A 13,214-nucleotide genomic window follows, 5' to 3' on the forward strand; every position below is an offset into this window, starting at 1 on the left:
CATTGAGAGGAAATACAGGAAACTGTCTAATCTTAACTTATAAATGAGGTAGATATAATGCGAAGTGAATTAATGGATTTGTTAGAAGCGCGTAAAGATGAAATGATTCAAATTCGTCGATATCTACATGAAAACCCCGAATTATCTTTTCAGGAAGAAAAGACAGCACAATATATTGTTGATTTTTATAAGGGCAAAGATGTGGATATTCAAACGAATGTCGGCAATGGGTATGGAATTATCGTAACGATTAAAGGTGACAAACCGGGAAAAACAATTGGATTACGGGCAGACTTTGATGCGCTGCCCATTGTTGAGGAAACGGATGTTCCGTTTAAATCGAAAAACGAAGGAGTCATGCATGCATGTGGGCATGATGGACATACGGCATATTTATTAGTGTTAGCCGATTGTTTAATTCAACTAAAAGATTCTCTTACAGGTACGATTAAAATCATACACCAACATGCGGAAGAGGTTCCACCAGGTGGAGCCAAGAGCATTGTTGAATCTGGCTTGCTTGATGACTTGGATGCGGTATATGGAATTCACTTGTTCCCAACAAGTCCAGCGGGTAGTGTAGGCTACCGTAGTGGCTATGCAATGGCAGGAAGAACATATTTCAAATTAGGGGTTCAAGGAGTGGGGGGACATGGTTCCTCGCCTCATTTAGCTAATGATGCCATTGTGGCCGCTGCCCATTTTGTAACAGCTGTTCAAACGGTGATCAGCCGTCGATTAAATCCATTTGAGGTCGGTGTTATTACGATCGGATCTTTTGACGGAAAAGGTACTTTTAATGTGATTAAAGATCGTGTTGAACTTGAAGGCGACGTTCGTTATATGACGAAGGAAACGCAAACTTTGATCGATCAAGAAATCCATCGAATAGTGAAAGGAATTGAAGCTGAATTTGATGTGAAATGTGAGCTCATATATACTGCGGATTATCCGCCATTATACAATGATCCTGAACGGACAGCTGAAGTTGTGAAAAGTCTTGAAAGCTTGAAAAAAGATGATCCGGATATTAAAAACGTTTATGAGTTCGACATGCTGTCTGGATCCGAAGACTTTGCTTACTATTTGGAAAAATTTCCTGGCGCATTTTTCTATATTGGCTGTAAACCTAAAGGGGTAGAGAAAGCCTATTTCAATCATCATCCAAAATTCGATATCGATGAAGATGCCCTTCTTGTAGCGGCAAAAGCAGTCGCTCAAGTAGTTTGCAGTTATTCCGATATAGAATAAGGTATCAAGTTTAATTGGATAATAATGGAATAACCTCGTTTTTGTAATAAAAGTGGTCATGATTAGGGAGGGAACTATTGTGAGAAAACAGTTAATGGAAATGTTAGAAGCACGAGAAGAGGAAATCATTCAAATTCGCCGCTATTTACATGAAAATCCGGAGTTGTCTTTTAAAGAAGAGAAAACAGCTCAATATATTGCTGATTTTTACAAAGGAAAAGATGTTGAAATTCAAACAAATGTAGGTAATGGTTATGGCATTATTGTAACGATTAAAGGTGGAAAACCAGGAAAAACAATTGGTTTACGAGCAGATTTTGATGCATTGCCAATCGTAGAAGAAACAGATGTCCCTTTTAAATCGAAACATGAAGGGGTTATGCATGCATGTGGTCATGATGGACATACAGCATATTTATTAGTGTTAGCTGATTGTTTGATTCAATTAAAAGAATCAATTCCAGGAACGATTAAAATTATTCATCAACATGCGGAAGAGGTTCCGCCAGGTGGAGCAAAGAGTATTGTTGAGTCTGGTTTAATCGACGACTTAGATGCTGTTTACGGCATTCATTTGTTACCAATGGGTCCAGCAGGAGTTGTGGGGTATCATGCAGGATTTTCATTCAATGGAAGAGCGTATTTCAAATTAAAAGTTCAAGGGATAGGCGGACACGGTTCGTCGCCTCATCTGGCTAATGATGCGATTGTTGCTGGTTCATACTTTGTTACTGCCATTCAAACGATTATTAGTCGCCGGTTAAATCCTTTTGAAGTCGGCGTTATTACAATTGGTTCATTTGATGGAAAAGGTACTTTTAACGTCATTAAAGACAGTGTTGAACTTGAAGGTGATATCCGTTATATGGCTTTAGAAACAAAGGAAAAGATTGAAAAAGAAGTTCGTCGTCTTGTTAAAGGCCTAGAAGAAGAGTTCGGCGTGACTTGTGAGCTAACATATGAACCGGATTATCCGCCTTTATACAATAACCCTGAACTTACAGAACAGGTTGCAGCAAGTCTAAGAAGTATGAATGATAAAGATATTAAAGAAGTGAAGGAATTTCCGGCATTACCGCCATCCGAAGACTTTGCCTACTATGCAGAAAAATTCCCTGCTTGCTTCTTTTACATCGCATGTTCTCCAAAAGGTGTAGAAGAACCTTACTTCAATCATCATCCAAAATTTGATATTGACGAAGATGCCCTTCTTGTAGCGGCAAAAGCAGTAGGACAAGTTGTATGCAGCTACTATGAAGTAGACTAACACAAAAAGTATATGACTTCGTTATTCAAATTTTTTCCTAAAATGAGAGCTTAGTGTTTTTACATCCCTTTTATTCGAATGAAACCTTATTGCATTCCTCGTGTTGTACGAGGGTGTGATAAGGTTTTTTTGTTTTATATAGAAATTTATACCGGTGATCCTACGTCTCGAGACTTAGAAAAAGATAATCCTAGGGCTCCATGCATTTAATGTAATTTTTTTCTAAAATGAACATGCAACCTACATATTAGCTAAAAGGAGGAATTATGAATGAAATGTAAAATTGTTAACTTTTAAAATTAACTAAATATTCGATACTTTTCTAGTGGGTCTATGGTAATATTTGTATCGATGTCAAATTTATCTATTGAGAGGTGACGTGGAAGTGTCGTTTATAACGAAGTGGGCGTTTGGTAATAAAGCTGCAGTTTCATTAATGACTATATTAATTTTAATCATTGGTATTGTTAGTTATTTGAGATTGCCAATGGAGTTTCTGCCTGCTGCTGATAATCCACAGGTAACGATTATCGCAATGGGTCAAGGTACCGATTCGAAAACAATGGAAACGGAGGTAACCATTCCTGTAGAAAGAGTAGTAACAGGTGTGAATGGAAAAACATCGGTTTACTCTACAACGGGAGATGGTTTCTCAAAAGTTGACATATTTTTCGAAGCTGGCTCGGATATGAAGCAAGCTAAACAAGAGGTTCAAGATGCGTTAAATCGTGTAACATTACCTCTTAATATATCAAAGCCTACCGTTTCACAACTTAATACATCTATGATTCCTATCGCTAATATAGCCGTAACTTTTGAAGATGGAATGACGGCAGATAATATGGCATTAGCACGGGAAAAACTCCAACCGCTATATCAAGATATCAAAGGTGTCTCGAGTGTTGATGTGTATGGGATTACAGATTCCAGCGTATCCGTCAAAATTAATAATGATAAATTAAATGAAAAACAAATTTCACTCCAAGCAGTTATGGGAGTTCTTCAAGGTCAAAACACAGCCTTATCCATCGGGGAAAAAATCATTGATGGAAAAACAAGCAATATTAAGGTGATCGGTGACGTAACTAGTTTAGAGAAGCTGAAAGGATTAGTGGTAGCTCCAAATGTAACGCTTGGAGATATAGCAACGATTGACGAAACAAAGAATGCCAATTTCATTAGTCGTTTTAATGGGAAAGATAGTCTAGATATTAGCATTACGAAGGACAGCCAATCAAATGCAGTGACAATAAGTAAAGAGGTAGAAAAAGTAACGAAGGAAATAAATGAAATGTATGATCAGCAGGAGTCTGTGGTTTACATATCATCTGCTGACATGGTACAGACCTCCGTACAAACCATGATGAAAGAAGTCCTGCTTGGTGCACTATTCGCAACCATTGTCATTATGGTGTTTTTGAGAAATATCCGGTCTACTTTTATTACCATTGTTTCGATTCCACTATCACTTTGTTTTACACTGTTCTTGCTGTCGTGGTCTGGAATTACATTGAATATTTTAACGCTTGGCGGAGTCGCTGTTGCTGTTGGGCGTCTTGTTGATGACAGTATTGTTGTCATCGAAAATATTTTCCGAAAAATGCAAACAGAGAAATTTTCTGTCCAAATGGTCATTGATGCAACGAAGCAAGTAGGAGTTGCCATTACCTCCTCAACATTAACGACAGTGGCGGTTTTCTTACCGATGAGTCTGTTGAACGGAGGACTTCAAGAATTTCTTTTACCATTTGCTTTAACGGTCACATACTCCTTGCTTGCTTCTCTCATCGTCGCATTGACCGTTGTACCATTAATGAGTGCAAGTTTACTGAAGAATACAAAGCTTCCTGAACATAAACCAGCAGTACGTTTTCCGAAAATGGTTACTTGGTCATTAAATCACAAATGGATTGTATTCTTGATTGCATTCCTTCTTTTTGTCGGTTCGATCGGGACATATTTTGTCATCCCTAAGGGGGCAATTGATAATTCATCTGCTGACTATGTCGTTGCCACATTAAGTTATCCGAATGATACACCGATTGAAGAAGTAAAGAAAAAGACGATTGAACTAGAATCATGGGTAAGTGGAATGGATGAGGTCAACTATGTATTCTCACAAGTAGGGTCTCCGGCTGAGGCTGCTCAGTTCGGTTATGTTGGATCACCTACTGAAGCGACCTTAAGTATTTTGTTACATGATAAAGAAGACACAGAAAAGATACTAGCTGAAGTGGAAAATAAGAAAAATCAATATCCTGATGCACAGTTAGAGGTATTCGCTTCCTCATTTATGATGGGGGGAGGCAGTACGAATGTCACAATCGATGTAGTCGGGGAAAATGTAACCGATCTTGAAAAAACTGCCAACGCTATTAAAGAAAAAGTAGAAGAAATTGATGGTGTCAAAGAAGTGACAACTAATCAAGATGAAAAGAAAACTGTTTATTCCTTAACGGTAGATCCTGCAAAAGGGAACACAGAACAAATTGCCAAACAAGTTGGTATCATGTTAAATCAAACACCAATTGGAACGATCAATTTGAATGACAAACAAACACCAGTCTTTCTGGAGCCTATTCTTGATACGAAAACGCCTGAAGAATTGAAAAATATTCCGATTTCTACAGATGCTGGTCTTGTTCCAGTATCATCTATCGCTTCATTACAAAGTGAAGAGCGTTCAACTAACCAGTTTCATAAAGACGGAGAAACTTACCTTCGTGTAACGGCTTCTGTCGATTCTGCAAAGCTGTCCGAAATATCAAGCAAGGTAAATCTTGAGATATTCGGGGACCAAAAGGATCATGAAGGGATGAATCTTCCAGAGGATGTAGACGTTCTTATCGGAGGAGCTAGTGCTCAGCAGGCAGATGACTTTACGGATTTATTTCTCATCATGCTTGTTTCCGTCGGCATTGTATTTTTAATTATGGTCATCACCTTTAAGTCGATTAAAGCACCAATTGCCATTCTTTGCTCTCTTCCGCTTGCAGCAATCGGCGCTATTTTAGGAATTGTCATAAGCGGAATATCTGTAGATATAACTGCACTTCTAGGAGCATTAATGCTTATAGGAATTGTCGTGACAAATGCCATTGTTCTTTTAGATCGGGTTAAACAAAACGAACAAACGATGATTATTCGGGAGGCGCTGGTAGAAGCAACAGCTACTAGAATGAGACCGATTTTCATGACAGCAATTGCTACAATCTGTGCAATGCTTCCACTATTATTGAAAGAATCGGAAACTGGCAGCTTAGTTTCACAAAGTTTAGCCATTGTGGTCATTGGAGGCTTAGCCATGGCAACCTTACTGACACTAATCGTCATCCCATGTATTTATGAGCTGCTATACTTTAAAAAATCAAAGAAACAACGGGCTGTAGAAAGCGTTGAACAGGAAATTTCATTATAATTAAAGGGGTAAAGAAGGTGTCAAAATAGTGTCTAACCCTTTTATTAAGTTGAAAAAATAGGAAACATCTTATCACCTTTTGGTGGTCAGGTGTTTTGTTTTTTTATAAGCTCATAATCACAAACGGAAAAATAATTAATAATAGGAAATCATGACCTTTTTAGAAAAAAAGTAATGGATCTTCTAATTTTATGTATAATTGAATATGTATGTTGTTAGTGGAGTAAGTAGAGGAGGACACAACTATGGTTGAAAACCCAGCAGGATTTTGGGTGCGGTTTGGCGCAAAGGTAATTGATGCACTTATTTTTATTGTACTTGGATTAATATTAGGAGCAATTTTTTCGGATGGGACTTCTGAATGGGTGAGCAATATTATTTCATTTTTATATGCTTTATTACTTCCTATCTTTTGGTATGGTTATACAGTCGGAAAAAAAGCGCTCAAGGTTCGAATTGTAAAGCTTGATGGAAGTCAGGTTACGCTCTGGACAATGATTAAGCGTAATGTCATTGCATGGATTGTATATGGATTACCTTCAATCTTAGGTGTTATCGGCTTTATAGTAACAGTCGGTATCTCAGGATTTGATGTATTAATAAATGAAGATTTGATGAGTGATGAGGTACTTGGCGGACTACTATTGAAAGGGTTCGTTTGGGTAATGATCGGCCTTTTACTATCAGGTGTTCTCTATATAATTAGTGCCTTTATGATTGGACTAAGAGAAGATAAGCGCGCGCTTCACGACTTGATTGCAGGAACATTTGTAACGAAAAACCTGCCGTAATGAAAAAGGATCAGACATTTGATGTCTGATCCTTTTTGAACCTAGAAAACTACTTGGAGATATACGAATTCCCTGTAATCCAGAAACGCCATGGATAATCCTTTGCTTCACCGCTATTCTCAATACCGATTCTAGGACCGCTGGAGATATGTTCGGGAATCATACCAGGGGTGATATAAATCGGCGGCTTTGTATAGCTCAAGCCATAGTCCTGCATAGTAATCCCAAGTGCCTTTGTTAACTTCCCGGGTCCATTCGTCAGTTTCTTTCCAGCTTGTAAGCCACGCCTTTGCTGCATCAGTTCAATTCCTTCGACAGGTTCTACAGCTCGAATGAGGATGGCTTCGGGGTTATCGACTCCACCACTAACGACATTGACCAATGTATGAGTATGCATTTGGTATGTATAGACCAGTCCGGACTGGCCAAACATGATTTCTGTCCGTTTCGTCCGTCGATTGCCAAAACTATGGGCGGCACGATCGCAAGGTCCCATATAAGCTTCGGTTTCCACGATATACCCTGAACAGATGCCTTCGGGTGTTTCTTTTATCAACAAACAGCCAAGTAAAGATTGCGCGAGATCCAATGTTGGTTTGTCATAAAAATCACAGGCTAATGCATGAAATTTAGTCATATGTTTACCTCCACTGTTTAGCAATATTATCCGGCATGAACGGAAAGTCAAAACCCCCACTGATTGAAGTTTCACTTTATAAGTCCATATATTTTTGTGTGATTGGGATCTATATGAGAAAATATCTTAATTGATAAATAATAGCATAGTTCGTTTAAATCATCTTATAATAAAGTGAAACTTCCATCAGTGAGTTTTTTTCCACTGTACTGTTAAACCGGGATAGAATAAACAAATAGGATGTGTCTTATATGAATAAACAAATTGGATTTATTGGCTGCGGAAAAATGGGGCAGGCCATGGTTGAAGGGATGATCAGGGCGGGCGTTGTACCAGCTGATTCAATAAAAGTAAGTACAAGTTCGGAAGCAACGTTATTCAAGGTAACTGAAAAGCTCCGAGTTCAAGGATCACTTAATAATAAAGATATTGCCCGATTTGCAGATTTTTTATTCTTAGCGGTTGAGCCATCGAGTTATGCGAAAGTGGTCGAAGAAGTTAAGCATGATGTGAAAGAAGATTCTGTGATTATTTTGCTCGCTGCAGGCATCTCTATTCAAACAGTGGAGTCTGCTTTCGGCAAGTCGGTTAAAGTGGTACGGACGATGCCAAATACACCATCTTTAGTTAGAGAAGGAATGACAGCCTTTGCCATTAATGAGTCAATAACTGAAGAAGATTTGGCTAATGTAAAAGATATCTTGAATGCGTTTGGAAAAACAGAACTTCTGAAAGAAGAACTAATGGATGCTGTGCCTGCTATTAGTGGTTCTTCACCTGCCTATGTGTATATGTTTATTGAAGCGTTAGCTGATGGCGGAGTCAGAGATGGCATTCCAAGAAAGCAAGCGTACAAAATGGCTGCCCAAGCTGTGCTCGGAGCCGCGAAAATGGTTCTTGAAACAGAGAAGCATCCGGGTAGCTTGAAGGATGATGTGTGCACACCAGGAGGATCAACTATTCGAGCAGTTGCTGCATTGGAAGAAAGCAATTTCAGAGCCTCAATCCTGAATGCCATGGAAGCATGCACTCGAAAAAGTAAAGGATTAGATGATGAATAAGAATGGAAGAAAAGCCAGTTACGATTGGCTTTTTTTTTGTTTAGCGAGCTATATGAAGTTAATTTCCATAATAGGAGTGTGAATATATTTAATTTTCTGTCAATATCGATTAAGATTAGGTGGGACAACGATTAAAGAAGAGGTGGTTAATATGATAAATTATGTAAAAGAGTTAAAAAGTCTATTAGCAGAGGACCGGGTAACCATTAATCAAACGATATTAGAGCAGCACAGCCGGGATGAGTCCTATCATACTCCACATTTGCCGGATGTCGTTGCTTTTCCAGAAAGTAAAGAAGAAGTGAGTGCTCTATTAAAATTTGCCAACGAACAAGAAGTCCCTGTTGTTCCTTTTGGGCTCGGTACAAGTTTGGAAGGGAATGCGATTCCTTATAATGGCGGCATCTCTCTGGATATGTCGCTGATGAACAAGGTGATTGAAGTACGAGAAAAAGATTTTTTAGTCAAAGTTCAGCCAGGTGTTACACGAACACAACTTAACAAGGCGTTGAAGAAATATGGACTATTCTTTTCAGTTGATCCAGGTGCAGATGCTACCCTTGGTGGGATGGCTGCGACCAATGCTAGCGGAACCACAGCGGTTAGATACGGGATCATGCGCGATCAAGTTCGTGACCTTGAAGTGGTTTTAGCTAATGGGGAAATCATCCATACTGGAAGCTTAGCGACGAAATCTTCGTCAGGATTACATTTGAACGGGTTGTTTGTCGGTTCGGAAGGGACACTAGGTGTATTCACCGAACTGACTCTTAAAGTATATGGCATTCCAGAAGAAATCGTCGCAGGAAGAGCCTTGTTTCCTTCTGTTAAGCAAGCGGTTTCAGCTGTGAATGGCATTATGTCTGCTGGGATTCCAATCGCAAGAATCGAACTGATGGATGCGCGCTCAATCACACAAGTAAATACCTATATGAACAAGTCATATGAAGAAAAACCAACTTTATTCCTTGAATTTCATGGTAACGCTGCAGGCTTAGCGCAAGATGTCGAGTTTGCAAAGGACATTGTTCGTGACTTGGGCTGTGAGAATATTACGTTTGAAATCGATTTAATCGCTAGGAATGAACTATGGGCAGCGCGACATAAGCTTGCATATGCTTTAATTCATAGCTCACCTGGGAAAAAGCTGATGTCTACTGACGTCAGTGTTCCACTTCACGAATTAGCGGATGCGATTCTGAACACTCGAGAAAAAATAGACCTCTCGAAAGTAGAAGGAGCCATTGCAGGTCATGTTGGGGATGGCAACTATCATGTGCTCTTTATGTTGGATTTAACTGATCCGTTTGAAGTAGCCGAGGCGATGCGGTTAAATGCAGAAATTGTTGACTATGCACTTAGTCGTGGGGGGACATGTACAGGTGAACATGGGGTCGGGATTGGCAAAAGAATTTACCAACGCCGTGAACATGGAAATGCGTATGATGTCATGTTATCGATTAAGCAAGTATTAGACCCGAAAGGAATACTAAATCCAGGAAAAATATTTTTGGACGAAACGAAATAAATCAATTTAATTTCCAATTATTGATAGATCTGAAAGTGAGTGAAAACATTTCCTGTTGTAAACAATTTGTGATCCCAAATTCGCCTGTTGTTACTCGTCATGTTCATAAATATCGGTGATATAGGATAAAGTAAATAAAAGTGTTAAATCTTATTCATGATAGGAGAGAGGAAGAATCATGCACGTTGAATTTAAGCAGCTTGATCATCGACCTTTTCCTTTGCCTTCCTCACCTTGGTTATTGAGTCAGGTGTGGGAGGACTTATTATTTATGCATTATCCAATGGACCCGAATGTTTTAAGGAATTACGTACCACTTGAATTCGATCTGGATGTTTATGAAAATAGGGGATGGATCACTATCATTCCATTTAGGGTCACGAAAATGAAGGCAAGGGGAATTCCTCCTCTTCCAATGTTGAATTCCTATCTGGAGTTAAACGTCCGAACTTATGTGACGTATAAGGGCATTCCAGGTATCTATTTATTCAGTCTGGATGCGAACCATCCACTCTTTGTGATTGGGGCAAAGCTCTCAGTAGGGCTTCCCTATAAACATGCCCATATGAAATTTCAGCAGCTGAAAAATGGTTTTCAATTTAAGAGCGAAAGGCACTTAGATAACAGCACCTCTGAAAAAATTGATCTCACCTATAAACCGGGAGATGTATTGTTTGAATCACTGCCGGGGTCTTTAGATCACTGGCTGTTGGAGCGGTATTGTATGTATTCGTTTCAGGGAAAAAAACTATTAAGAGGAGACATCCATCATGATAAATGGAAGGTATCGAAAGCTAAAGTAACCACTTTAATCAACACGATGGCATCCTTTTTACCAGTAGACAATATTGTGAAAATCCCTAGTTTACTACATTATTCAAACCGAAGAAGGGTTTTCGTCTATCCGCCAAAGAAGGTAGGAGAGAGGATGAAGTAGGTTAAGAGCGTAAAAAAAGAGAGGAGTTAGGATTAGCAGCCAAGCGAACATTAATCGATGTCTGACTAACAAGGGGTAACATAAAAAAGAAAGCTTCCGCTTAATAAATCGAGTAGGGAAGCTTCCTTTTATTTATATTTCCTCGTACTTTTCATATGAAATTTTTTATCCGGCATTAACAGGCAGTAAGACCCCCACCTCAAGGCTTAGAGGAATCGAAGAAGCGTAGGCGACACTAGAACGGGGCTAACAATCAGTGGGGATGAAGAAAACCCCACTGATTGAAGTTTCACTTTATCAATGACTATTTTGAAGATGTCCTTCAAACATATCGATAATTTCAATAAACCTTTCTGCTTCCCTAAATACATGATCAGCTAGAAGAGGGTGAATATTACTCTTGATCCGGCATGCTTCGATTAAATCTCGCGCTGTTTTCTTGAAGTCCCTTAGTGAAACGACGGAAACTCTGTTTTGATCTAAAAATTGGTCTAGAAGGGCAGGCGTCTCGGATTCTGGTCTCATATGCTCCAAATCGATTGCTTGGTACAGAAGTTGATCAAAATCATGACTAAATTCTCGTGCTTGGTCGACTAGTTTTCTTTCGCTAGGATCTAAAAGATGCCCGATAAACTTGGCGTGATCCGCCATAATTTTAAGAAAGAAAACATTTTCTTGAATAATCGCCTCAGGCAAAGGCACAAGTTTTCCTTCATTGAGCTCTTTCAATCGATTCGCGAAATAAGCAGCTTCTCGACTCGTATGATCAATCAACAATGGGTAATTATTTGAGAGCACCTCACATCGTAAAGTTAGACCCAATACCTTTCTTTTATAAGCCCAAATAGACGCCACGGATTGATACACTTGATTGTTAAACGCTTGAACCTGCTGTGGATCTGAACTAGGGGAAAACCGATTTACTTGCTCCTCAATTCTTTCAAAAACCGTGATGAATTGCTTAGCTTCATCAATTAATGTAGTATCATCTGAACTGAAACCCAAACTTAAAAATAAGGAATGCTCTTTCATAATCCTTGACCAGAAACGGATTTCATCTAAGGATTTGCTTACAAATTCATTTGCCATTAAAGCCCCTCCTCTTATCACAAGCTATTTAATCTATATGTGATACTGCTAGAAGTCATACATTTTAGCGGAGGGGTTCTCAAATTATGCTGGATGTCTTTTATTATGGAAAAATGAACAGGTACACTTAATGCACAGTGATGTTGCCGCTCGATACTTGAAGGTCTATTGGATATTTACCAGTGCCATACGTTCCTTCTATATTCTTATCTGATGTCGTTGCGTTTTTTAATTGAAAGCTATTATTAATAACTCCGCTGCTTACTTTGCCATGAAGCGTAAAGCTCGCGTCGTCTGGTACATCTAATTTGACGGAACCTGAACTTACTGTAACATCAGCTGGAGCGGTTAATTTATCAAGCTGGATATTTACAAGGCCAGAAGAAACCTCAGCTTGTAGTTGGCCACTATAATGTTTGACAACCATTCTGCCAGAACTCACGTCAAAGTTTCCAGAATCTGTTGTAATAGCGTTCATTTCAAAATTTCCTGATGAAACAACAGAAGTGAAGGTATCTACGTTAAGATTGGCGAAATCTGCGTGACCTGACCCAATATTTACGGAAAGGTCTTTAAGTTCCATTGGATGATTCTTTGAGTCACCAGCAAATTTCAAGCTGCCAGACGAAACGGAAATGTCCATGTTTTCATGATAATTTTCAGGAATATAGACCGTAAGCTTAGGAGAGTTGAAGAAGCCAATTTGCTCAAACCATTTACGCTTGTATTCAATCATTACTTTATTCCCTTTTTGCCTTACGTTGACAGAACCCTTACCACTTAACTCTGCCTTTATATCTGACCTTTTTTCGGGAACGATCTTTGCTTCGACACTTGAAATATGAAAATCAAGTGTATCTATTCCTTTTGACATTTTAGTATGATTCGATTCCCCATGAGAAAAAAGCGAAGGAATCGTATTGGATATTGTAAATAATAAAGCAATTCCAATAATAATAAGAAAAATCATTAGATAATTTTTCACAAAAAAACCTCCATTAGTGATTTGTTTTTGATAATTTAATTTTAAGGAAATACAGTTGTTGAAACAATGAGCTGGGGAATTATTTATTGCTAGGGCTTGAGGCGTAGTGATACGGTGAAACTTTCATCAGTGGCGATGCGAAGCCTAAGTCCCTATGTCCTTCATACAAATACAGTCGTTATATGTAGAACTAAATGGTCAAATGATAAAGTAGCGCTTCTTTGAAATATGATACTGGGCAATGTCAAAT

The 13,214-nt window shown here is 38.8% G+C and carries 10 protein-coding genes; 7 read left to right on the forward strand and 3 right to left on the reverse strand.

Annotation, left to right across the window (positions count from 1 at the left end):
* The first annotated feature begins 57 nt into the window (after window positions 1–57).
* The 4 genes from ACIQZI_RS09220 to ACIQZI_RS09235 all read left to right on the forward strand — a co-directional run bounded on the left by ACIQZI_RS09220 (window position 58) and on the right by ACIQZI_RS09235 (window position 6,727).
* A complete protein-coding gene (locus ACIQZI_RS09220) occupies window positions 58–1,251 on the forward strand; it encodes an amidohydrolase (RefSeq protein ID WP_403072264.1) in 1,194 nt (397 codons plus the stop codon).
* Window positions 1,252–1,330: 79 nt separating this feature from the next.
* Window positions 1,331–2,518, forward strand: a complete 1,188-nt coding sequence (locus ACIQZI_RS09225) for an amidohydrolase (RefSeq protein WP_403072267.1) — start codon at window positions 1,331–1,333, stop codon at window positions 2,516–2,518.
* Window positions 2,519–2,903: 385 nt separating this feature from the next.
* Window positions 2,904–5,936: an efflux RND transporter permease subunit gene (locus tag ACIQZI_RS09230; protein ID WP_403072270.1), complete on the forward strand. Its 3,033-nt coding sequence runs from the start codon at window positions 2,904–2,906 to the stop codon at window positions 5,934–5,936.
* Window positions 5,937–6,181: 245 nt separating this feature from the next.
* Complete coding sequence (locus ACIQZI_RS09235) at window positions 6,182–6,727, forward strand: RDD family protein (protein WP_403072273.1); 546 nt, start codon at window positions 6,182–6,184, stop codon at window positions 6,725–6,727.
* Window positions 6,728–6,776: 49 nt separating this feature from the next.
* On the opposite strand, the gene ACIQZI_RS09240 is transcribed toward ACIQZI_RS09235, so the two are convergent.
* Complete coding sequence (locus tag ACIQZI_RS09240) at window positions 6,777–7,364, reverse strand: DNA-3-methyladenine glycosylase (protein ID WP_403072276.1); 588 nt, start codon at window positions 7,362–7,364, stop codon at window positions 6,777–6,779.
* Between the two features lie 251 nt (window positions 7,365–7,615).
* Between ACIQZI_RS09240 and proC the strand changes: the two genes are divergently transcribed.
* The 3 genes from proC to ACIQZI_RS09255 all read left to right on the forward strand — a co-directional run bounded on the left by proC (window position 7,616) and on the right by ACIQZI_RS09255 (window position 10,890).
* A complete protein-coding gene (proC, locus tag ACIQZI_RS09245) occupies window positions 7,616–8,425 on the forward strand; it encodes a pyrroline-5-carboxylate reductase (protein WP_062182658.1) in 810 nt (269 codons plus the stop codon).
* Between the two features lie 154 nt (window positions 8,426–8,579).
* Window positions 8,580–9,953 (forward strand): FAD-binding oxidoreductase, encoded by a 1,374-nt coding sequence (locus ACIQZI_RS09250; RefSeq protein WP_403073956.1) that lies wholly within the window; start codon window positions 8,580–8,582, stop codon window positions 9,951–9,953.
* Window positions 9,954–10,131: 178 nt separating this feature from the next.
* Entirely contained in the window at window positions 10,132–10,890 is a 759-nt protein-coding gene (locus ACIQZI_RS09255; protein WP_403072280.1) for a YqjF family protein, read from the forward strand.
* A gap of 297 nt (window positions 10,891–11,187) precedes the next feature.
* On the opposite strand, the gene ACIQZI_RS09260 is transcribed toward ACIQZI_RS09255, so the two are convergent.
* Together ACIQZI_RS09260 and liaG are read right to left on the reverse strand one after the other, a co-directional pair.
* On the reverse strand, window positions 11,188–11,979 hold the full coding sequence (locus ACIQZI_RS09260) for a DUF2935 domain-containing protein (RefSeq protein ID WP_403072283.1): 792 nt from the start codon (window positions 11,977–11,979) through the stop codon (window positions 11,188–11,190).
* 127 nt (window positions 11,980–12,106) lie between these two features.
* On the reverse strand, window positions 12,107–12,964 hold the full coding sequence (gene liaG / locus ACIQZI_RS09265; RefSeq protein WP_403072286.1) for a LiaG family protein: 858 nt from the start codon (window positions 12,962–12,964) through the stop codon (window positions 12,107–12,109).
* Window positions 12,965–13,214 lie beyond the last annotated feature (250 nt).

Origin of the sequence: Peribacillus sp. NPDC096379 (assembly GCF_044762875.1) — a bacterium.
GTDB lineage: Bacteria > Bacillota > Bacilli > Bacillales > DSM-1321 > Peribacillus.

What these genes read in the sequence shown, in the direction of transcription:
- ACIQZI_RS09220 (WP_403072264.1), top strand. Translation starts at nt 58, where the DNA reads ATGCGAAGTGAATTAATGGATTTGTTAGAAGCGCGTAAAGATGAAATG.
- ACIQZI_RS09235 (WP_403072273.1), top strand. Translation starts at nt 6,182, where the DNA reads ATGGTTGAAAACCCAGCAGGATTTTGGGTGCGGTTTGGCGCAAAGGTA.
- ACIQZI_RS09240 (WP_403072276.1), bottom strand. Translation starts at nt 7,364, where the DNA reads ATGACTAAATTTCATGCATTAGCCTGTGATTTTTATGACAAACCAACA.
- proC (WP_062182658.1), top strand. Translation starts at nt 7,616, where the DNA reads ATGAATAAACAAATTGGATTTATTGGCTGCGGAAAAATGGGGCAGGCC.
- ACIQZI_RS09255 (WP_403072280.1), top strand. Translation starts at nt 10,132, where the DNA reads ATGCACGTTGAATTTAAGCAGCTTGATCATCGACCTTTTCCTTTGCCT.
- ACIQZI_RS09260 (WP_403072283.1), bottom strand. Translation starts at nt 11,979, where the DNA reads ATGGCAAATGAATTTGTAAGCAAATCCTTAGATGAAATCCGTTTCTGG.